This is a genomic window from Streptomyces sp. NPDC047117, assembly GCF_040643545.1.
Classification (GTDB): Bacteria; Actinomycetota; Actinomycetes; order Streptomycetales; family Streptomycetaceae; genus Streptomyces.
Genome location: NZ_JBEYUN010000013.1, coordinates 200,534 through 218,803, shown reverse-complemented (window position 1 = coordinate 218,803; position 18,270 = coordinate 200,534). Strand labels below are relative to the sequence as shown.

Sequence of the window (18,270 nt, the reverse complement as noted above, 5' to 3'; positions counted from 1 at the left end):
TCGGCCTCGGTTCGGTAACGGTGGAGGATATGTGTTGGTTCGACTGTGCAAATGTTGCTTAAAGTAACTTTGGCGGCGGCCCCGGGTGAAACCGATCCCCGCGGCCGCCCCCACTGAGAGGACTGACGAGCAGGAGCGGATGCGCGTGGAGCGAACTGCGGAGCGGAACGAGCGGTGAGCGGGCGCGTACATCCCGCCACGGCGGCCCTCGGCGCCCTCCCCTATGCGGTGATGGCCCTGGTCGCACTGGTGGACCTCACGGCCGGACCGGACGCCGGCTTCCTCCCGCTGGTCTCCCTGGGGCCTGCCTTCGCCGGACTGACCGGCAGCTGGCGGCGGACCGCCCTGATCGGCGTGGTCTCCTTCGTCCTCTGCCTCGTCCTCGGGGTGTACGACGGACTGTTCGCCGGACAGCGCGGCTACACCGCGCTCCTCTCGGTCGCCGGGGTCACGGTCGCGGGCGTGGCGGCCGCGGTGATGCGGCGGCGCCGGGAGGCGGAGCTGGCGAACGTCCGCTCCATCGCCGAGGTCGCGCAGCGCGTCCTGCTGCGTCCCGTGCCGCGCGGCGCGGGACGGCTGAGCGTGGCCGTCTCCTACACCTCGGCGGTCGCCGAGGCGCGCATCGGCGGGGACCTCTACGAGGTCGTGGCCTCGCCGTACGGCGTGCGGGCGCTCATCGGGGACGTACAGGGCAAGGGCCTGGAGGCGGTGGAGACGGCCGCGGTGGTCGTCGGCGCCTTCCGCGAGGCCGCGTACGACGAGCCGGACCTCGCCGCCGTCGGCGCCCGGCTCGAACGCGCCCTGGAACGGGACCTGCCGGACGAGAAGTTCGTGACCGCCGTGCTCGCCGAGACGGGCGCGGGCCCCACGATGACGCTGCTGAACTACGGCCACCCCGCGCCCCTGGTGGCCCGCCCGGAGGGGACCGTGGCGTACCTGACTCCGCCGCGCCGGGCGCTCCCCCTCGGCCTCACCGCACACGGGGAGGGCGGCCCGGAGCCGTACGACGTCGACTTCGCCCCCGGCGACCAAGTGCTCTTCTACACCGACGGGGTAACCGAGGCGCGGGACGGCGACGGGCGCTTCTACCCACTGGACGAGCGGGCCGGACTGCTCAAGGAACCGGACCCGCAGGCCGCGGTGGACGCCATCCGCGCGGACCTCGTGGAACACACCGGCGGCCCCCTGCACGACGACGCCGCCATGCTCCTGGTGCGCTACCGCACCACGTGACGGGTCAGAGCTCCAGGCGGTCCTCGATCGTGCGGAGCCAGCCGCGGGCGACCTCCGGGTCCGTCAGGGCGCGGTCCAGTACCAGGTAGAGGAAGACGCCTTCGTACCGGCGGCGCACGAGCGGGCGGATGAGGTGGTACTCGCTGTCCAGGGTGACGAGGATGTCCTCTATGCGTTCCTGGCGGTAGCCGAGGAGTTCGAGGGTGAAGAGCTTGGCACGCACGACATCGGTATCGCCCACCGCGGCCTTCTCCAGGTCGGGCCCCGCCTTGCCCACGGCGCCCAGCGTCAGCCGGCTGAAGTAGTCCACGACGGCTGCGCCCAGCACTCCGTCGATGCGCACGATGTCCCGCAGAGTCTCTTCGATGTCTGCCATTGGCCCACCCGCCCCGTACTGGTACGGGCATCCTGCCACGCGATCGTCACGCGCCGTGCCCGACCGTGGAAAGGGGCATGTGCCGCTGCCACGCGCGCCGCGAACCGCCGGTGACCCGGCATCAAGAACGCATAAACATTGCCGGGTTCCGGCAATGACTTGTTCGATCAATATCTGACAATATGAGGCTGACCAGGGAGAGAATGCGCAACGGGGGAGGTATTCCGATGGCCTGGTTTCTCGGTCTCGGCATCGCGGGGATTGTGGTGCTGGCCCTCTCGCTCGTCCTCGACGGCGTACTGGAAGGGCTCTTCGACGGCCTCGGCGTGCTCGACGGCCTCCTCGACGGAGTGCTGTCGCTGCCGGTGGTCGCCGGCTTCGTGTCCATGCTCGGCTTCGTGGGCGCGCTCGTCCTCGGCACCACCGGCCTCGGCGCCGGGGCCGCCGCGGCGGCCGGAACGCTCGCCGGGCTCGCGGCCGGCTGGCTGACCTGGCGGTTGTGCCGTGCGCTGAGGCACGGACAGACCGCGGCCACCCCGCAGGGGGACGATCTGCTCGGCACGGCCGGATCGGTGGTCACCGCCATCCCGGCCGACGGCTACGGCGAGGTGCTGCTGCGGCTCGCGGGCCAGCCCGTGAAACTCGCGGCCAAGGGCGAAGTGCCCCTGGAACGCGGCACCGAGGTATGGGTGGCGGCCACGCTCTCCCCCACCTCGGTCGCGGTACGCCCCGTCGAGCGCTGACCCGCGCTTCCGCGCGCCTCCTTCTCTCCCGCTGCACCAGTCTCTCCACTTTCCGACCGAACCGATCTGCCGTCCGTGCCACGGGGGCAGGGGGGAATGCACATGAATCCAGTCCTGACAGCGGTGGCCGGCATCGTCGTCCTGATCGTCCTCCTCGCGCTGGTCGTGATCACGCGCTACAAGGTCGCCGGGCCCAGCGAGGCGTTCATCGTCACCGGCCGGCGCGGCAAGAAGGCCACCGACCCCGAGACGGGCCGGGTGTTCACCGACAACAGCGGCCAGAAGGTCGTGGTCGGCGGCGGCGTCTTCGTCGTGCCGTTCGTCCAGCAGAAGTTCACCCTGGCACTCTCCAGCCGGCAGATCCCCGTGGCCGTGCGCGGCGCGGTGACCCTGCGCGGCGTGAAGGCGAACCTCGAAGGCGTCGCGATCGTCAAGGTCGGCGGCACCGAGGACTGCATCCGCGCGGCGGCCCAGCGGTTCCTTCAGCAGCAGGACGAGATCGTCGGGTTCACGCAGGAGGTGCTCTCCGGCGCGCTGCGGGCCATCGTCGGCCGGATGTCGGTCGAGGACGTGATCCGGGACCGGGCCGCGTTCGCCGGGCAGGTCGCCGAGGAGGCCGAGGCCAGCCTCTCGGGCCAGGGCCTGGTGCTGGACGCCTTCCAGATCCACGACATCACCACCGAGGGCTCGTACCTGGAGGACCTCGGCCGGCCCGAGGCCGCCCGCGCCCGGCAGGAGGCCGACATCGCCGAGGCCGTGGCCCGGCGCGCGGCCGAACAGGCCCGGCTGAAGGCCGAGGAGGAGATCGCCGTCGCCCAGCGGACGTTCGCGCTGCGGCAGGCGGAGATCAAGGCCGAGACGGACGAGGCCGCGGCGCGTGCCGACGCGGCCGGGCCGCTGGCCGAGGCCGCACGGCGGCAGGAAGTCCTCACCGAGCAGGAGAAGGTGGCGCAGCGCCAGGCCGCGCTGACCGACCGCGAGCTGGACACGAAGGTGCGCAAGCCCGCCGACGCGGCCCGCTACCAGGCCGAGCAGGAGGCCGAGGCCCGGCGGATCGGGCTGGTCAAGGAAGCCGAGGCGGCGGCCGAGCGGGCGCGGCTCACCGGTGAGGGCGAGAAGGCGCAGCGTGCGGCGCTCGCCGAGGCGGTGCGCATCGAGGGCGAGGCGGAGGCCGCCGCGATCGGCGCGAAGGGTTCCGCCGAGGCCGAGGCCATGCGCAAGAAGGCGGACGCGTTCGCGCAGTACGGGGACGCCGCGGTGCTGCAGATGCTGGTGCAGGTGCTGCCGGACGTCGTCGGCAAGGCGTCCGAGCCGCTGAGCGCCGTGGACAAGCTGACCGTGATCTCCACGGACGGCGCGGGCCGGCTGCCGCGCGCTGTCGCCGACAACGTCGCGCAGGGCGTCGAACTGCTCGGCTCCACCACCGGCGTCGACCTCGCGGGTCTCCTGAAGGGGATCACGGAGCGGCAGGGCGCCCCGGTGCCCGCGCCGGCCGCCGCGGAGCCCGCCGCCTCCAATGGGAAGATCGACATCACCGAGTGAGTCCCGCTTCCGAGGGGCGGCCGGCGGTCGCCCCTCGGAGGGCTATCCCCAGACGGCCCGGGCGACGGCCGCCCCCGCGAAGGCGGCGGCCAGGCCGGCCACCACGCTCCCCACCGCGTTGGCCGCGGCGAAGAGGCGGGCCCCGCCCTCGGCCAGCCGCAGCGTCTCGTACGAGAACGTCGAGTATGTGCTCAGCGCGCCGCACAGGCCGGTACCGACCAGCAGCTGCACCTGTGAGGAGGCTGCGCCCGCGGCGACCGCGCCCGTCAGCAGTCCCAGGATCAGGGAGCCGGCGACGTTGACGGTGAAGGTGCCCCAGGGGAAGACGGTGTCGTGCCGGGCCTGGACCGCGCGGTCGGTGAGGTAGCGCAGCGGGGCCCCGACCATGGCCCCGGCGACCACGAGCAGCCAGTTCACCGCGTGCGGCCCCCTTCGCCGCCCCGGCCGCCCTCGGGCTCGCCGCCGGCCGTCCGCCGCGGGGTCCCCGGAAGCACGATCTCGCACGGGTCGACGACGGCCAGCCCCTCGGTCATCAGTTCCTCCAGCTCCGGCAGGAACGCCCGGATCCGCTCCTCGGCGTCGACGATCACCACGGCCACCGGCAGGTCCTCGCTCAACGACAGCAGCCGGCTCGTATGGATCACCGAGGAGGCGCCGAACCCCTCGATGCCGCGGAAGACCGAGGCGCCCGCGAGGCCCGCGCGATGGGCCCGGTGCACGACCTCGGAGTACAGCGGACGGTGGTGCCAGGTGTGGCTCTCACCGACGAACACGGTGAGGCGGAGGGCGGAGCGGGTGGTGGTCACTGCTGCCTCCAGGACAGGACGCGCCGGGTGGCGACGGCCGCGGCCCACACCGCGGCCAGCGCCGTGAGCAGGGTCAGCGTCAGGTACGCGAGGCCGGTGCGGACCTCGCCGTGCTCGACCAGGCGCTGGATGTCCACCGCGTACGTGGAGAAGGTGGTGAAGCCGCCGAGGACGCCGGTGCCGAGGAACGGCCGGACCAGCCGGTGCGCCGACGGGGCCGCGGCGAGCACCGCCATGAGGACGCCGATGGCGGCGCAGCCCAGCGCGTTGACGAGCAGCGTCGTCCAGGGAAAGGCGCCGGGCGGCGTGGGCCACAGGAGCGAGGCACCGTAGCGCGCGACGGCCCCGGCGGCACCGCCGAGCGCGACGGCGGCCACGACGGGGCCCTGCCGGTGTCCGCGTACGGCGGTCCGCTTCGGGGCGCGCGGGCCGGTGCCGGGGTCGACCGGTTCGTTCAGCGTGGTGGGGTGGGGCTCTGGCACGTGCTGTCTCCTACTCGCCGGGGGCGCCGGCGGCCGCGCGTGCCACAGGCACGCGGCGCGCCGGCGCGCGTCGCAAGCAGGGACCGTTGGCGGCGTCGCTGCCGCGGTTCGGGTACGGCGGGCCCCACCGCCGCGCGGGATCCGGGGATCACCGCTCCCCCCAGCCTACCGGCCGCCCGTCCGGCGTCCCGCCCGCCCGTCCGCGGCCGGCCCCCGCTCACGCACGCGTCCGCCCTCCGCGGACGGGAGGGCGGACGCGACCGCACGAGGTCACGATGTCCGTACGCGGGTCACTGCATCGGGAAGATGTCCCCGCTGCCCATGCTCGACTCCTGCTCCGCCTGGCTCTCCAGCTTGCGGGCCTTCTCCTGGAGCCGCTTGCGGTCCTGCGGATCGCCGGTCCGCTCCGCGGCCTCCGACAGCTCCTTCGCCTTGTCCCGCATCTGCCGGATCCGGCCGCCGACCTCACCGTCCATACCCATGATCACTCCTTGCCCGTCCGAGACACCACGTCCGAGACGCCCGCGCCCGGGAGGACGCGGGCCCTTTCAGCGAATCAGCTCTGCGGCCGCCCCGCATCCGGGGAGCCCGGCCGTCAGCCGGGCCAGGTGCCGGTCAGGCGGCGGGTGGCGGTGGCGCCGCTGCGGTCCATCGCGGCCTTGACCGTGGCGAAGATGGCGCCTTGCAGCGCGGCTGCCAGCAGCACTTCCTGCCAGGTCCGCTCCTCGTCTCTGGCGCTCGGGGTGTCCCCCTCGTGCCCGAGGCGCTTCCACGCCTGCTTGAACAGCGCGCCCGCGATCATGCCGCTGCAGGCGCCCAGTGCCACGCCGACCGGCGTGTACACGACCTTCGCTGCGTTCATCGGAACCTCCTGGTGCGGCTGCCGCAGCGGCGGGACCCGACCGGGCCGCGCGGGCGGCCGCTGCGGACGGCGACGGTCCGGGCGCCGGCCTTGTGACCGCGGCCGTGCCGGCGGACCTGCAGCCAGATGAGGACGGCAGCGGCGGCGCTCACGGCCAGTGCCGGGACGGGGCCGCGCTCCGCGGCGTGGGCCGAGCCGTCCTGGGCCCGCGCGCGCGAATGCCCGACGGCACCCCGGACCTTGGCCTTGGCGTCGCCGGCCTTGCCCCGCACCTTCGCCCTGGCTTCGCCGGCCTTCTCCTTCGCCCGCGTCTTCACGTCCGCCTTGGCGGCCAGCTCCTCCACCGTCCGGCCCAGCTCCTCGCGGGTGTGCTCCACACGCTCCCGGAGCTGTTCCGGCGTGAGGGAAGCGGACTCTTTCCTGCCCTGGGTTTCGGTCATCGGTGCGCCTTCTCCTTCACCTCGGCGACATCGGCCTTGATGCCGGCGATCGCCTCCTGTGGCGTCGGCGGGGTCGCCCGGCCGATCTCCTTCTTGCCGACCAGCGCCAGGATCCCGGCCAGCGCGAGGAGCACGCCGGTAATGATCAGGGCCGACGCCCAGACCGGCAGTACCAGCGCGAGTGCCGCGATCGCGGTGACCACCAGCGCCTCCAGCGCGAGGAATCCGACCACGCCCGCGCCGCCGAACAGCCCGCCGCCGATGCCGAATCGTTTGCCCTTGCGCACCATCTCCGCCTGCGCCAACTGCATCTCCTCGCGCACCAGCTGGGAGAGCTGATGCGAGGCGCGGGAGACCAGCTCGCCCACCGACTCCTCGGTGTGCTGCGGTCGCGGGGGCGTGTCCGGATACGTACCGGGACGTACCGCCCGGTCCTCAGAAGTACTCATCACCGATCAACTGCCTTTCCTGGCCGCGTCCTGTGCGGATCAGACTTCGCCCGGGTTCTCGGCCCGTTCGCGTTCCTCCTCACTCCACGCGGTGGTGTCGCGCGGCTCGACGTACGGCTCGTCGCCCTGGGGGTGGCCACCGGCGACGGCCCGTTCGCGTGCCATCTCGGCGTCGAATTCCAGGCCGAGCAGGATGGCCAGATTGGTGATCCACAGCCAGACGAGGAAGATGATCACGCCGGCGAGGGTCCCGTAGGTCTTGTTGTAGGAGGAGAAGTTCCCCACGTACACGGCGAATCCGCCGGAGGCCACCAGCCAGATGACCAGGGCGAGGGCGCTGCCCGGGGTGACCCACCGCAGGCCGCGGCCCTTCACATTGGGCGCGCCCCAGTAGAGGATCGCGATCATCGTCGTGACCAGTATCAGCAGCACCGGCCACTTGGCGATCGACCACACCGTCAGCGCGATGGCTCCCACGCCCAGCATGTCGCCGACCTGCCGGGCGATTCCGCCGGTGAAGACCACGATGAGCGCGCTGAGGAGAGCCAGCAACATCAGTACCACCGTAAGGCCCAGTCGCCCCAGCAGCACCTTCCACATCGGGCGGCCCTCGGCCATGTCGTACACGACATTGGAGCTGCGCATGAACGCCGCCACGTAGCCCGAGGCCGTCCAGACACCGCCCAGCAGGCCGACCACCGCGATCAGCGAGCCGACCCCGGCGTTGCCCTGCAACTGCTGCACGGCATTGCTGATGATCTGTCGCACGGAGTCGGGTGCCAGTTGCTGGAGCGTGGTCACCACCTTGCGGCTGGCCGACTCCCCCACCAGCCCCAGCAGGGAGACCAGGACGAGCAGCGCGGGGAACAAGGACAGCACCCCGTAGTACGTCAGCGCCGCGGCCCGGTCGGTCAGCTCATCGCCCTTGACCTCTTTGACCGTGCCGCGCAGCACGGCCCACCAGGACTTCTTCGGCAGGGCGGTCAGCTCGTCCGGTTCCCGCCGCTTCACCAGCGGGTCGGGGCCCGGAGTCGGTGCCGCGCCTGCCTCCTGCCGCGCCGCGGGTACCCGGGCGGTCGGCTCCCCGGGACCGTCGCCGGCGCGATGAGTGGGGCCCTCCCGGCCCCCCGGTCGCGATATCGGTGCCATACGTCGTGGGTTACCGCCCGCCCCGAACCGAAACGGGTCCGGTGCGTACGGGCACGGCGGTGACCACTGATCCACGCGGGGAAACCCCGCTGCCGCGACTCCACCGAACGGGTGACGGGAGGCCGGTACGCGGCCTCCGCGGGCCATTGCTCCGCGATGCCGGTCCGCTGTTCCGCTGTGCCGGCCTCGCCACGTGCGGACCGGCTGATCAGGGCAGCCCTGTGGGCATCTCGCGGGTAACCTCGCCCCCGAAGATCACATGTCCGTCCGAGGCGGCTCCGGAGAGCGCCCACAGACCGGCCGCGCAGGCGAGGACGGCGAGCAGCAGCACGACCGCGGCCAGGACGGCGCGGCGTCGCCACTCCTTGCGCCGCCAGTGCCGCCGGGCGTGGCGGTAGGCGTCGGGAGACGGCTGGACGGTCTCGGCGACGCCCAGGAGCGCGGAGCGCAGCCGCTCTTCGGCGGAGGGCGGGGTCCGGTTCATCCGGCGGCTCCCTTCATGATCCGGCTCATCCTGGCCATGCCTCTGGAGGCGTGGGCCTTCACCGCGCCCGTCGAGATGCCCAGGGTCCGGGCGATCTCCGCCTCTTTGAGGTTGAGCCAGTACCGCAGGACGAGCACCTGGTGCTGACGGCCCGGCAGGGACCGTAACGCCTCGTTCACCAGCCGGTGTTCGTCCCGCACGAGGACCTGGCTCTCGGCGGACGGCACCACCCTCTCGACGTGCCGCTGGGCGTACCGCCTGACGACGCGCAGGTGCCGCAGCCGCATACGGGAGAGGTTGCACACGGTCGATCTGAGGTAGCCGAGTGCGGCCTGCGGGGTCCGCAGCCGGTGCCAGCGGCGGTGCAGCTGGTAGTACGCCTCGGCCACCACGTCCTCGGCCTCGCCCGCGGAGCCGAGCAGGACCGCCAGCCTGAGCAGGCCCTGATAGTGCGTCTCGAAGAGGTGGGCGATGGCGGCGTCCCGGTCCGCTTCGGTCAGGTCGAGCGGTTCCCGGGAGGACGGCTGGTCCGGCTCCGGCAGCCCGTCGTCCACCGCCGTGCAGCCGTTCACAGGGGAGTCCCCGGCGGACGGGCCACCGTGCATCTCATGGGTGAGGGAGTGCATCCTGTGCTCCTGTTCAGTCGACCCGTACGGCGAACGGGGAGCCTTTGCGCCGCCGGGCGCCGGGCTCGGTCAGGGCCTCGCTCCTGCGCGGCACACCGATCCGGTCGAACAGCACGGTCAGGGCCACGGCCACGAGCAGGTTCACCACGAGCGCCGTGACGGCGACGTACACGGGAAGGCCGACCGGGCCGATCCCGACGTAGGTCACGGACGCGAAGCCGCCGCGCACGGTCATCCCCGTCCCCACCGCCATGCCCACCGCCCAGCCCACGAGCAGCGCCCGGTGGTGGAACCAGCGGGTGAACGGCGCGAGGCCGACGGCGGGCGCGGTCTGGACGATCCAGACGCCGCCCAGCAGATGGAGGTTGATCGCGTCCTGCGGAGGGAGGGACAGCGCGAAGGCGAGCGCACCGGCGGTGAGCACGGCGGCGGCGAACCGGGCCGCCCGCACCTCGTGCTTCGGGGTCGCCGTCGGGTTGAAGAACTCGCTGTAGATGTTGCGCGCCACCAGGGTCGCCATGCCGATGGAGATCACCGCGGCCGGCACGAGCGCCGCGACGGCGAGGGCTCCCAGCAGGAGTCCGGCCGGCCAGTGCGGGACGAGCCGGGTGAGGAGCGCCGGCACCGCCAGTTCCGCGTGGCCCGCCGGGGTCTTCACCCCCAGCGCGAGCGCCACGAAGCCGAGATAGGCGAAGAGGCCGAGCGAGCCGGTCCACAGCGGCAGCGCCAGGGTCGCGCGGCGGACGGTGTCGGCGCTGCGCGCGGCCAGCGCCACGGTGAGCAGGTGCGGGTACATCAGCTGCGCCAGGACGGAGCCGAGGGCGAGCGTGGCGTACGCGGAGTACGAGCTCGGCGGCGTGACCAGGGAGAGGTGGTCGGCGGCCAGCCGCCGGGCGGACTCGGCGAACACCTGTCGCGGGCCGGCCGTGTGCCGGGCGACCAGGAACAGCGCCACGGCCAGGGTTCCCATGAGCAACGCGGCCTTGAAGCAGGCGAAGACGACACCGTGCCGCAGTCCGCCGGGGAGCAGTACGGCGGAGAAGACCGCGAACACCACCACGATGGACAGCACGCCGGTCGCGCCCGTGGGGCTGACGCCCATGGCGCGCAGCGCGGCTTCCAGGCCGACGGCCTGGAGTGCGAGGTAGGGCATCGCGGCCACGACCCCGGTGACCGCGACCGCCAGCGCGAGTGCGTGCGACCCGTGCCGCGCGAGCGCCAGGTCCGCGGTGGTGACCAGGCCGTGGCGGCTCGCCAGGTCGCGGAACCGGGGCAGCACGACCAGCGCGACGGGTGTGAGGAGCAGGGTGTACGTCAGGGCGTAGAGCCCGAACCCGCCCGTGCTGTAGGTGAGTCCGGGTACGGCGACGACCGTGTAGGCCGTGTAGACGGTGCCGCCGAGGAGGACGGCGACGCGGCCGGTGCCCAGCTCGCGCCCGGCGAGTGCCCAGCCGGCGGGGTGCGGCAGTTCGGCGGGGGCCGACCGGCGGGCCAGCAGCCCCGCGGCGCCGACGACACCGGCCACGAGCAGGGCGAAGGCGACGAACGCACTGTTGAAGGACATCCGCCACCTCTGCTGTCCGACCCGCCGCGCGGGCTCCCCGATGCAGGACGGTAGACGTACTGACCGACCCGTGCAACAAATTTCGGAATCTTGATTCCGCAATACAGAAGCAACGGGCCGGTCTTCCGACCGGCGCGCGGAGCACCGGCCGCACGGCGGGGCGCGTCAGGCGGCGGGCTCGGCGGGGGTCCGGACGAACCGCCAGGTGAGCAGCGCGGAGAGGGCGTACGCGAGGCCGATGACGAGGAAGGAGGCGGCGGCACCGCGGTGGACCGAGTCGAACCCGCCGAGCAGGACGGCCATGAGGGCGATGCCCACGAGCGCGCCGATCTGCCGGTTGGCGTTGAGCGCGGCGCCCGCGATATTGGCCTGCTGCGCCCCGGCCGCCTCCATCATCGACGCGGTCAAGGCCGGAACAATCATGCCGACGCAGAAGTTCGCGATCACCATGAGGCCGGCGAGCAGCCAGTACGGCATGGCGGCGGAGACCGTGACCAGCGCGAGCGCGCACACGGCCGCCACGGAGAAGCCGGCGAGCAGCAGGCTCCTGGCGGTGTACTTCTGGGAGAGCCGGGAGAAGGTCAGATTGCCCACCAGGATCACCGCCATGACCGGCAGCAGCTGCAGGCCCGCGGCGAACGGTGACGCGCCGCGCCCCTGCTGCAGGTAGAGGCTCAGCATGAACGAGCCGCCGAACAGCCCGACGTTGAGCAGGAACCCGATGGCGTTGGCGGCCGAGAAGCGGGGGTCGCCGTAGAGCGCGCGCGGGATGACGGGGGTGCCGGCGCGCCGCTCGTGCACGACGAAGAGCGCGCCGCAGAGCACGGCCGCCGCGCCCGCCGCGAGGATGACGGCCGAAGTCCAGCCGTACGACCCGCCTTCGATGAGCGCGAAGCACGCCGCGGCGAGGGTCGCGAAGCTGAGCAGATGACCGGTGACGGCGGAGGTGCCCGGCGCCGGGTCCGGTGCGGGGATCAGGCGCGCGGTGAGGACGAGGCCGATCAGCCCGAGGGGCAGGTTGAGCAGGAAGATGCTGCGCCAGCCCAGGAGTTCCACCATCACACCGCCCACCACCGGGCCGAGCCCCGTGGCGGTGGAGACGATCGCCGTCCAGATGCCGAGCATCCGGGCCCGTTCGGCCTTGTCCGGGAAGGAGAGCACGAGCAGCGTGAGGGAGCTGGGCATGAACAGCGCGGCCCCGACGCCCTGCAGCAGCCGGGCCGCGATCAGCACCTCGGCGGAGGGCGCCAGACCGCAGGCCAGCGAGGCCAGGACGAACAGCCCCATGCCCCACGAGTAGGCCTTCTTGGCGCCCACCCGGTTGGCCAGGGAACCGCCGAGGAGCAGGAAGGCGGCGAAGGTGAGGACGTAGCCGTCGACCACCCAGGCGAGTTGGGACAGGCTCGCGTCGAGCCGGTCCTTGATGCTCACGCCCGCCACGTTGACGACGGTGGCGTCCAGCGTGGCCATGACGAAGCCCATGGCCAGCGCCACGAGCCTGGCCGTTGCCACGCCCGGGCGGGCGGATGGTGCCTCGGCGGGCGAGCCGGTGCTCGCCGTCTGCGTCGTGGTCATGGCTCCTCACATCTCGTTGCCCCACGCGCGTGGGGGTAAGTACCCTGTCCAGAACCCGAATTCCGGATCCGATGAGAACTTACCCGAACCGGAGTTCCGGTTCCGTAGGTGCGGATGGAAGTGAGGAGCGTCACATGTCGGCCGCAGAGGCGAAGGCGACCAAAGTGCTGCGCGCGGACGCCCGGCGCAACCAGGACCGGATCGTCGAGATCGCGGAGGAGCTGTTCACCCGGCACGGCAAGGACGTGCAGATGAAACAGATCGCCGAGCGCGCCGGCGTCGGCGTGGCCACGGTCTACCGGGTCTTCGCCTCGAAGGACGCCATGGTCGGGGCCATCGCCGCACGCCGCTTCGAACGGTGCCTCGCGGCCGCCGAGGAGACCCTGGAGAAGGACGGCGCGGCGGCGGCACTCCGGGAGTTCCTCCGCCGCCTGGCCGCCGTGTTCCAGGGCAGCGGCGCCGAGCTCCGCTCCCTGCTCTCCGAACTCCCCGCGGACCAGCGGCCCACCAAGCAGAGCGACCTGGTGCCGCGCCTCGTCGCCCTGCACGGCACCTGGATCGCGGACGGCGCGCTGCGCCCGGCCCTCACCGTCGAGGACCTGCGCGCCGTCATCTGCGGGCTCACCACCTCCGTGGCCTGCGGCCTGGACGCGGACCTGGCGACCGACGTTTTCCAGGCCGGTATCACCGCCTGAGGTGCTTCACCCCGCGAGGCGTTGCATGAATTCCCCGCCGCCGAGTTCCGGATTCTGTCCCAGAATCTTGGTTTCCATGATGCGCAGCGGAAGTGACGGCTCGATGCCGAGTTCGTCCGCGAAACGCCTCTTGAGTTCGCGGTACGCATGGAGCGCCTCGACCTGCCGGCCCGCCCGGTAGAGCGCCAGCATCAAATGGGAATGCAGCTGTTCGCGGAATGGATGAGCGGCCGCGCAGGACATCAGTTCCGGAATGACCAGATGATGCCGGCCCAGGTGGATCTCCAGGTCGAAGTACCGTTCCAGCGCGGCCACGCGCTCCTCGTCGAGCTGCGCGGCGGCGGCCCGTAGAGCCGGGCTCTCCAGGCCGTCGGCGGCGGGCCCCCGCCACAGCGCCAGCCCCTCGCGCAGCAGCGCCGCGGCGTCCGTGCGGCGCCCGCCCGACTCCGCGTCCGCGGCCTCGCGCAGCAGCCCGCCGAACCGCTGGACGTCCACGCACCCCTCGGGCACGCACAGGCGATATCCGCCGGTCTCGGTGCTGATGGCGCCCGGCAGACCGCTCTCGGCGAGCAGCTTGCGCAACCGGGAGACGCAGATGCGCAGTTGCGCCGCCGCCGTCTCCGGCGGCCGCTCGCCCCAGATGCCGTCAATGAGCCGGGCGGCGGTCATGGTCCGGCCGGATTCGAGCAGCAGCAGACACAGCAGCGCCCGCTGCCGGGCTCCCGGGACGGGCACCGGCCGGCCCGAAACATGGAATTCAAGAGGCCCGAGAATTCGAAAATCAAAAACCTTCTCTTGCGCAGCTGAATGCACAGTATCCCCCGTTCTGGACAGCCGAGTTCGGCGGCCGAAAGCGTACTGCTTACCGACGAGTAACCCTCGTGACGAGGGTCACAGGAGAATCTTTACCGTCCAGGTAAACCCTTTTACGGGGTCGCGCAACAATACGAAACAAGGGCGCCGGAAAAGGCTTTCGGGAAGGCCCCGGAGACCGCCCCGACCGCCCCTGCGGCGGGCGCAGTACGTCCGTGATGCACGGCGGATACAACCCGGATAGGCGGCTTCCGCACAGTGGTTCCGCCACGAGGGCTGCTCGCTCCCGGGGCCTTCCCAGTTCGTCCGCCCTTTCCCGAAAGGCATTCGTCATGCGTGCCCTCATGCCCGCCCCCGACGCCCCCGCCGGCCTGGCCCTCGCCACCGTCGACGCGCCCGAGCCCCGGCCCGACCAGGTGCTCGTCGAGGTCCGCCACCTCTCCCTCAACTACGGCGAGCTGCACTTCCTCTCGCGCTTCCCCGCGGGCGCGATCCCGGGCTGGGACGCGGCCGGCGTCGTGGTCGCCGCGGCGGCGAACGGGTCGGGCCCCGCCGTGGGCACCCGGGTGCTCACCTACGGGATGGGCGGCGCGTGGGCCGAGCTGCGCGCGGTCGACCTGGACGAACTCGCCGTGGTCCCGGACTCCGTCGACCTCGCCCGCGCCGTGACCCTGCCCGTGGCGGGCGTGACCGCGCTGCGGGCGCTGCGCGCCGCCGGACCCCTGCTGGGCCGCCGGGTACTGATCACCGGGGCCTCGGGCGGCGTCGGCCGGTTCGCGGTACAGCTCGCGGCACTGTCCGGAGCGCAGGTCATCGCGAGCGTCGGTGCCGAACAGCGCGGGCGCGGGCTCGCCGTGCTGGGCGCCGACCAGGTGACCGTCGGCCTCGACGGCATCACCGAGCCCGTCGACGTGGTGCTCGACACCGTGGGCGGCCCGCAGCTGGTCGCGGCGTACCAGCTCCTCGCCCCCGAGGGCACGGTGCTGAGCATCGGCTGCGCGTCCGGCGAGGCCGCCGTCTTCCCGCCGTACTCGACCGTCGGCCCCGGCCGGTCCCTGGTCTCCTTCCGCATCGGCAACCGGCTCGGCGCCGACATGGCGGTCCTGCTCCACCTCCTCGAACAGGGCCGGCTGAGCCCGGAGGTGGCCCACCACGCGCCGTGGGAGAAGGCGGCCGACGCGGTGGACGCCCTGTTCGGCCGGCAGCTGCGCGGCAAGGCCGTCCTCGACGTGAGCGCGGCCTGAGCACCGGTGCGCAGCCACCGGACCTCCGTCCGGCCCCGGCAGATACCCGTTCGTCCGCAGGAACTCAGCTGTTCCGGAAAGGAATCACCGCGACATGTCCGTGCAGGCGCAGACACGGCCCCGAGGGGTGGACGACCTTCTCGGGCCGGGTGAGGGCCGGTTCTTCGGCGCGGGCTTCCGCCGCATCCGGCACACGCTCACCGCTCTCACGGCCGACGTGCCGGCCCCCGGCACCGGCACGCTGCGGGCCACGGTCGGCCTCCACTACCCGGGCGACTGGTCGTCGAAGCCGGGCCAGGAAGCGCTCCGCCCGCATCTGAGCAGCGTCGACGCGTTGGTGATCGGCGTCCAGCTGTGCGAGGTACTGCTCGCGCACGCCTACGGCCTCGGCGCCGAGGAGCGCCGGGCGACCTGGCTGCGCGGCTTCGAGATGCGCTCCGGGGCGAACCCGCAGGAGGAGCTGGCCGACTTCGCCGTCTCGGCCGAGCTGGTCACCACGGAACCGGTCGCCGACCCGCTGTCCCGTGCCGCCGTGTCGACGCTGCAGTGCAGGGTCGGTTCGATCAAGGTGCGGTACGAGATCGCGCACCCGCCCGGCAACCACCGGACGGGCACGGCGACGTACGCCGATGCCGTCGAGGCGCTCGGCCCGGCGGAGCACCGCTTCTACGGGGAGCGGTACAAGCGGCGCCTGCACCGGATCGAGGACATCGCGACAGCCGCCGGCACGCCCGCGCTGACCGCGCTGGTCGCCGTGCGCGACGAGGACGCGGGGGCGGTGGCCGACCCGGGCCTGGGCGGCGCCTTCCCGCAGGCCGTGTCCATGGTGGACAGCACCATCGTGCTGGCGCAGATGGCACAGGTGCTGCTCTACGAACTGGACGGCATCGGCCGCGCGGAGAGCGACACGCTCTGGATGCGCCGCATCCACATGACCGCGCAGAGCCCCCTGCAGCCCATGCTCCACCCCTTCGTCGCGGCGACCTCCATCGTGCGGCACAAGACGCTGCCGATGGGCGGGGACACCTGGCGCACCGCGGACTTCGCCGGTGACGTGCAGGGCATCCACGCCGAGTACGCCCTCGCGCACCGCCTGCCCCGGTCCGCCGCGCGACCCCACTGACCACGGCCGGCCCGCCGCCGGTACCCGCCCGGCGGCGCCATGCCCGCCGCCCACCGAACTTGAGGCACACATGAAGATCGCCGTATCCGGCACCTACTCGTCCGGGAAGACGACCACGTCGCTCGCCCTGGCACACCTCACCGGCATCCCCAGGACGCACGCCAAGACGATGCGGGAGATCCTGCCGGAGGCCCTGCCCGGCAAGCGCCTGGAGGACTGCACGGCGCCCGAGCTCTTCCAGCTGGGCATCCGCCGGTACGCGGAACGCGCCGTCCACGAGAGCCACTTGACGGACGGCTTCATCTCCGACGGCTCCTCCATCCACGAATGGGTCTACGGCAAGGTCCGCGTGCTCGTCGGGATCCACCCCGACGACTCCGTCGAGACGCCCGGCGAACGCACGGCGGAGATGGCCTTCTACGAGGAGGTCATCGACAACATGGGCGCGGTGATGAAGCAGCACGCCCGGCGCACGTACGACGTGTTCGTGCACCTCCCCGTGGAGTTCCCGCTGGTGGCCGACGGACACCGGCCGGTCTCCGAGCGGTTCCGGAAGCTGTCCGAGGAGCTGCTGCTCAACACCCTCGACGAGTACGCCATTCCGTACCACGTCGTGGGCGGCAGCATCCCCGCGCGCCTCGAAAAGATCGTCGAACTGCTCCGGCTGCCCGTCCGCATGCCCGTCGAGGACGCCGTGCTGCGCGCCGAGAAGGAGATGGCCCTGATGGACACCGCGCCGGAGACCGAGCGCGCGCCGGCCGCCGCCTCCTGACCCCTCCTCGCGGCCGGCGGCCGGCCGTGTCCCGGCCGCTCCGCGCGGCCGGCCCCACGCCCCGCCCTCGCCCCTCTCCTCCCCTACACCGATCGGAAGCCTCACCATGACCTCCGCCCCCGCCCACGACGCCCACCCCTCCGTACAGCCGCTCTTCGAGCCGCTCGCCCTGGGCGACGTCACCCTCGACAACCGTTTCGTGATGGCCCCCATGACCCGCAGCGCCTCGCCGGGCGGGGTGCCCGGGGAGGACGTGGCCGCGTACTACGCCCGGCGCGCGGCCGGGGGCGTCGGCCTCGTCATCGCCGAAGGCGTCACCGTCGACCACCCCGCCGCCTCCAACGGCACCGCCGTACCCCGCTTCCACGGCGAGGACGCGCTCGGCGGCTGGTCGCGCGTGGTCGAGGAGGTGCACCGGGCCGGCGGGAAGATCTTCCCGCAGCTGTGGCACGTCGGGGCCGACCGGCACGGGGCGGACCTGCCGCACCCCGACGCCACCCCGGTCAGCCCGTCCGGACTGCTCAACCTGCAGACGCCCAACGGCGAGCCGCTGACGCAGCGCGGCATCGACGAGCTGGTCGCGGCGTTCGCGCGGGCCGCCGCCGACGCGCGCCGTACCGGTTTCGACGGCATCGAACTGCACGGCGCGCACGGCTACTTGATCGACCAGTTCCTCTGGCAGGGCACCAACCGGCGCACCGACCTCTACGGCGGCGGCCTCCGGAAGCGGGCCCGCTTCGCCGCCGAGGTGGTGGCGGCCTGCCGGGACGCGGTGGGCAGCGGCTTCCCGATCGTCTTCCGGCTCTCGCAGTGGAAGATCACCGACTTCTCCGCGCAGCTGGCGGCCACCCCGCAGGAGCTCGAAGAGCTGCTCGCGCCGCTGGCCGAGGCCGGTGTCGACGCGTTCCACTGCTCCACCCGCCGGTTCTGGCTCCCGGAGTTCGGTGACTCCGGGCCGGGCCTCGCCGGCTGGGTGAAGAAGGTCAGCGGCCTGCCGACCATCACGGTGGGCTCGGTGGGGCTGGACAACAGCGAGTTCCAGACCGCGCTGCTGGAGGGCAAGGGCGCGGCGAACGCGCCGCTCGACCCACTGGTCGAGCGCTTCCTGGCGGGCGAGTTCGACCTGGTGGCCGTGGGCCGCGCGCTGCTCGGCGACCCGGAGTGGGTGGCCAAGGTCCGCGAGGGCCGTACGGACGAGCTGAAGCCGTTCGACGCCAGTGCGCTGCAGGGCCTGCACTGAACCCGAGGGGCGGGGCCGGCCCCGCCCCGAGCACGTGAGCGATCTGGAGACC

General features: G+C 72.6%; 22 protein-coding genes. 8 read left to right on the top strand and 14 right to left on the bottom strand.

Annotation, left to right across the window (positions count from 1 at the left end):
- The first annotated feature begins 231 nt into the window (after window positions 1-231).
- Window positions 232-1,233, top strand: a complete 1,002-nt coding sequence (locus tag ABZ840_RS25150) for a PP2C family protein-serine/threonine phosphatase (protein ID WP_361562537.1) — start codon at window positions 232-234, stop codon at window positions 1,231-1,233.
- 4 nt (window positions 1,234-1,237) lie between these two features.
- On the opposite strand, the gene ABZ840_RS25145 is transcribed toward ABZ840_RS25150, so the two are convergent.
- Window positions 1,238-1,609 (bottom strand): hypothetical protein, encoded by a 372-nt coding sequence (locus ABZ840_RS25145; protein ID WP_361562447.1) that lies wholly within the window; start codon window positions 1,607-1,609, stop codon window positions 1,238-1,240.
- A 227-nt stretch (window positions 1,610-1,836) separates the two neighbouring features.
- Between ABZ840_RS25145 and ABZ840_RS25140 the strand changes: the two genes are divergently transcribed.
- Window positions 1,837-2,352, top strand: coding sequence for a hypothetical protein (locus ABZ840_RS25140; RefSeq protein ID WP_361562445.1), 516 nt, complete (start codon window positions 1,837-1,839; stop codon window positions 2,350-2,352).
- A gap of 102 nt (window positions 2,353-2,454) precedes the next feature.
- Complete coding sequence (locus ABZ840_RS25135) at window positions 2,455-3,894, top strand: SPFH domain-containing protein (protein WP_361562443.1); 1,440 nt, start codon at window positions 2,455-2,457, stop codon at window positions 3,892-3,894.
- A 42-nt stretch (window positions 3,895-3,936) separates the two neighbouring features.
- Here ABZ840_RS25135 and crcB (ABZ840_RS25130) read toward each other — a convergent pair whose 3' ends face one another.
- From crcB (ABZ840_RS25130) to ABZ840_RS25075, 12 genes are all read right to left on the bottom strand, one after another.
- Window positions 3,937-4,311 carry a fluoride efflux transporter CrcB gene (gene crcB / locus ABZ840_RS25130; RefSeq protein ID WP_361562441.1) on the bottom strand — a complete coding sequence of 125 codons (375 nt, stop codon included), beginning with the start codon at window positions 4,309-4,311 and terminating at the stop codon, window positions 3,937-3,939.
- Complete coding sequence (locus ABZ840_RS25125) at window positions 4,308-4,700, bottom strand: DUF190 domain-containing protein (RefSeq protein ID WP_361562439.1); 393 nt, start codon at window positions 4,698-4,700, stop codon at window positions 4,308-4,310. Before ABZ840_RS25125 ends, crcB (ABZ840_RS25130) begins: the two co-directional genes overlap by 4 nt.
- A complete protein-coding gene (gene crcB, locus ABZ840_RS25120; RefSeq protein WP_361562437.1) occupies window positions 4,697-5,182 on the bottom strand; it encodes a fluoride efflux transporter CrcB in 486 nt (161 codons plus the stop codon). The genes ABZ840_RS25125 and crcB (ABZ840_RS25120) overlap by 4 nt, the downstream gene beginning before the upstream one ends.
- Before the next feature lie 290 nt (window positions 5,183-5,472).
- Window positions 5,473-5,658 (bottom strand): DUF6381 family protein, encoded by a 186-nt coding sequence (locus ABZ840_RS25115; RefSeq protein WP_361562536.1) that lies wholly within the window; start codon window positions 5,656-5,658, stop codon window positions 5,473-5,475.
- A 119-nt stretch (window positions 5,659-5,777) separates the two neighbouring features.
- Window positions 5,778-6,044 (bottom strand): DUF4235 domain-containing protein, encoded by a 267-nt coding sequence (locus tag ABZ840_RS25110; protein WP_361562435.1) that lies wholly within the window; start codon window positions 6,042-6,044, stop codon window positions 5,778-5,780.
- Complete coding sequence (locus ABZ840_RS25105) at window positions 6,041-6,484, bottom strand: DUF3618 domain-containing protein (RefSeq protein WP_361562433.1); 444 nt, start codon at window positions 6,482-6,484, stop codon at window positions 6,041-6,043. Before ABZ840_RS25105 ends, ABZ840_RS25110 begins: the two co-directional genes overlap by 4 nt.
- The gene (locus ABZ840_RS25100; protein ID WP_361562431.1) at window positions 6,481-6,933 is read right to left on the bottom strand and encodes a phage holin family protein; all 453 of its coding nucleotides are present in this window, start codon (window positions 6,931-6,933) and stop codon (window positions 6,481-6,483) included. Before ABZ840_RS25100 ends, ABZ840_RS25105 begins: the two co-directional genes overlap by 4 nt.
- A 39-nt stretch (window positions 6,934-6,972) precedes the next feature.
- Entirely contained in the window at window positions 6,973-8,082 is a 1,110-nt protein-coding gene (locus tag ABZ840_RS25095) for a YhjD/YihY/BrkB family envelope integrity protein (protein WP_361562429.1), read from the bottom strand.
- A gap of 208 nt (window positions 8,083-8,290) precedes the next feature.
- Window positions 8,291-8,566, bottom strand: coding sequence for a hypothetical protein (locus ABZ840_RS25090; RefSeq protein ID WP_361562428.1), 276 nt, complete (start codon window positions 8,564-8,566; stop codon window positions 8,291-8,293).
- Window positions 8,563-9,192 carry a sigma-70 family RNA polymerase sigma factor gene (locus ABZ840_RS25085; RefSeq protein WP_361562426.1) on the bottom strand — a complete coding sequence of 210 codons (630 nt, stop codon included), beginning with the start codon at window positions 9,190-9,192 and terminating at the stop codon, window positions 8,563-8,565. Before ABZ840_RS25085 ends, ABZ840_RS25090 begins: the two co-directional genes overlap by 4 nt.
- A gap of 13 nt (window positions 9,193-9,205) precedes the next feature.
- Entirely contained in the window at window positions 9,206-10,756 is a 1,551-nt protein-coding gene (locus ABZ840_RS25080; RefSeq protein WP_361562424.1) for a sodium:solute symporter, read from the bottom strand.
- A gap of 165 nt (window positions 10,757-10,921) precedes the next feature.
- Complete coding sequence (locus tag ABZ840_RS25075) at window positions 10,922-12,331, bottom strand: MFS transporter (RefSeq protein WP_361562422.1); 1,410 nt, start codon at window positions 12,329-12,331, stop codon at window positions 10,922-10,924.
- Between the two features lie 134 nt (window positions 12,332-12,465).
- On the opposite strand from ABZ840_RS25075, the gene ABZ840_RS25070 reads away from it, so the two are divergent.
- Complete coding sequence (locus tag ABZ840_RS25070) at window positions 12,466-13,026, top strand: helix-turn-helix domain-containing protein (RefSeq protein ID WP_361562421.1); 561 nt, start codon at window positions 12,466-12,468, stop codon at window positions 13,024-13,026.
- A 6-nt stretch (window positions 13,027-13,032) separates the two neighbouring features.
- On the opposite strand, the gene ABZ840_RS25065 is transcribed toward ABZ840_RS25070, so the two are convergent.
- Entirely contained in the window at window positions 13,033-13,761 is a 729-nt protein-coding gene (locus tag ABZ840_RS25065) for an AfsR/SARP family transcriptional regulator (RefSeq protein ID WP_361562419.1), read from the bottom strand.
- A gap of 410 nt (window positions 13,762-14,171) precedes the next feature.
- Here ABZ840_RS25065 and ABZ840_RS25060 point away from each other — a divergent pair, with 410 nt between their 5' ends.
- The 4 genes from ABZ840_RS25060 to ABZ840_RS25045 all read left to right on the top strand — a co-directional run bounded on the left by ABZ840_RS25060 (window position 14,172) and on the right by ABZ840_RS25045 (window position 18,218).
- The gene (locus ABZ840_RS25060) at window positions 14,172-15,083 is read left to right on the top strand and encodes a zinc-binding dehydrogenase (protein ID WP_361562417.1); all 912 of its coding nucleotides are present in this window, start codon (window positions 14,172-14,174) and stop codon (window positions 15,081-15,083) included.
- Window positions 15,084-15,177: 94 nt separating this feature from the next.
- On the top strand, window positions 15,178-16,206 hold the full coding sequence (locus ABZ840_RS25055; protein WP_361562415.1) for an AvrD family protein: 1,029 nt from the start codon (window positions 15,178-15,180) through the stop codon (window positions 16,204-16,206).
- A 70-nt stretch (window positions 16,207-16,276) separates the two neighbouring features.
- A complete protein-coding gene (locus ABZ840_RS25050; protein WP_361562413.1) occupies window positions 16,277-16,978 on the top strand; it encodes an ATP-binding protein in 702 nt (233 codons plus the stop codon).
- Between the two features lie 106 nt (window positions 16,979-17,084).
- Window positions 17,085-18,218, top strand: coding sequence for an NADH:flavin oxidoreductase (locus ABZ840_RS25045; RefSeq protein WP_361562411.1), 1,134 nt, complete (start codon window positions 17,085-17,087; stop codon window positions 18,216-18,218).
- Window positions 18,219-18,270: the final 52 nt, after the last annotated feature.

Bases quoted from the DNA above. Each gene is read 5' to 3' on its own strand.
- ABZ840_RS25060 (WP_361562417.1), top strand. From the start codon at position 14,172: ATGCGTGCCCTCATGCCCGCCCCCGACGCCCCCGCCGGCCTGGCCCTC.
- ABZ840_RS25055 (WP_361562415.1), top strand. From the start codon at position 15,178: ATGTCCGTGCAGGCGCAGACACGGCCCCGAGGGGTGGACGACCTTCTC.
- ABZ840_RS25105 (WP_361562433.1), bottom strand. From the start codon at position 6,484: ATGACCGAAACCCAGGGCAGGAAAGAGTCCGCTTCCCTCACGCCGGAA.
- ABZ840_RS25115 (WP_361562536.1), bottom strand. From the start codon at position 5,658: ATGGACGGTGAGGTCGGCGGCCGGATCCGGCAGATGCGGGACAAGGCG.
- ABZ840_RS25075 (WP_361562422.1), bottom strand. From the start codon at position 12,331: ATGACCACGACGCAGACGGCGAGCACCGGCTCGCCCGCCGAGGCACCA.
- ABZ840_RS25045 (WP_361562411.1), top strand. From the start codon at position 17,085: ATGACCTCCGCCCCCGCCCACGACGCCCACCCCTCCGTACAGCCGCTC.
- ABZ840_RS25110 (WP_361562435.1), bottom strand. From the start codon at position 6,044: ATGAACGCAGCGAAGGTCGTGTACACGCCGGTCGGCGTGGCACTGGGC.
- ABZ840_RS25140 (WP_361562445.1), top strand. From the start codon at position 1,837: ATGGCCTGGTTTCTCGGTCTCGGCATCGCGGGGATTGTGGTGCTGGCC.
- ABZ840_RS25070 (WP_361562421.1), top strand. From the start codon at position 12,466: ATGTCGGCCGCAGAGGCGAAGGCGACCAAAGTGCTGCGCGCGGACGCC.
- ABZ840_RS25095 (WP_361562429.1), bottom strand. From the start codon at position 8,082: ATGGCACCGATATCGCGACCGGGGGGCCGGGAGGGCCCCACTCATCGC.
- ABZ840_RS25100 (WP_361562431.1), bottom strand. From the start codon at position 6,933: ATGAGTACTTCTGAGGACCGGGCGGTACGTCCCGGTACGTATCCGGAC.
- ABZ840_RS25145 (WP_361562447.1), bottom strand. From the start codon at position 1,609: ATGGCAGACATCGAAGAGACTCTGCGGGACATCGTGCGCATCGACGGA.
- ABZ840_RS25090 (WP_361562428.1), bottom strand. From the start codon at position 8,566: ATGAACCGGACCCCGCCCTCCGCCGAAGAGCGGCTGCGCTCCGCGCTC.
- ABZ840_RS25150 (WP_361562537.1), top strand. From the start codon at position 232: ATGGCCCTGGTCGCACTGGTGGACCTCACGGCCGGACCGGACGCCGGC.
- ABZ840_RS25080 (WP_361562424.1), bottom strand. From the start codon at position 10,756: ATGTCCTTCAACAGTGCGTTCGTCGCCTTCGCCCTGCTCGTGGCCGGT.
- ABZ840_RS25050 (WP_361562413.1), top strand. From the start codon at position 16,277: ATGAAGATCGCCGTATCCGGCACCTACTCGTCCGGGAAGACGACCACG.
- ABZ840_RS25085 (WP_361562426.1), bottom strand. From the start codon at position 9,192: ATGCACTCCCTCACCCATGAGATGCACGGTGGCCCGTCCGCCGGGGAC.
- ABZ840_RS25135 (WP_361562443.1), top strand. From the start codon at position 2,455: ATGAATCCAGTCCTGACAGCGGTGGCCGGCATCGTCGTCCTGATCGTC.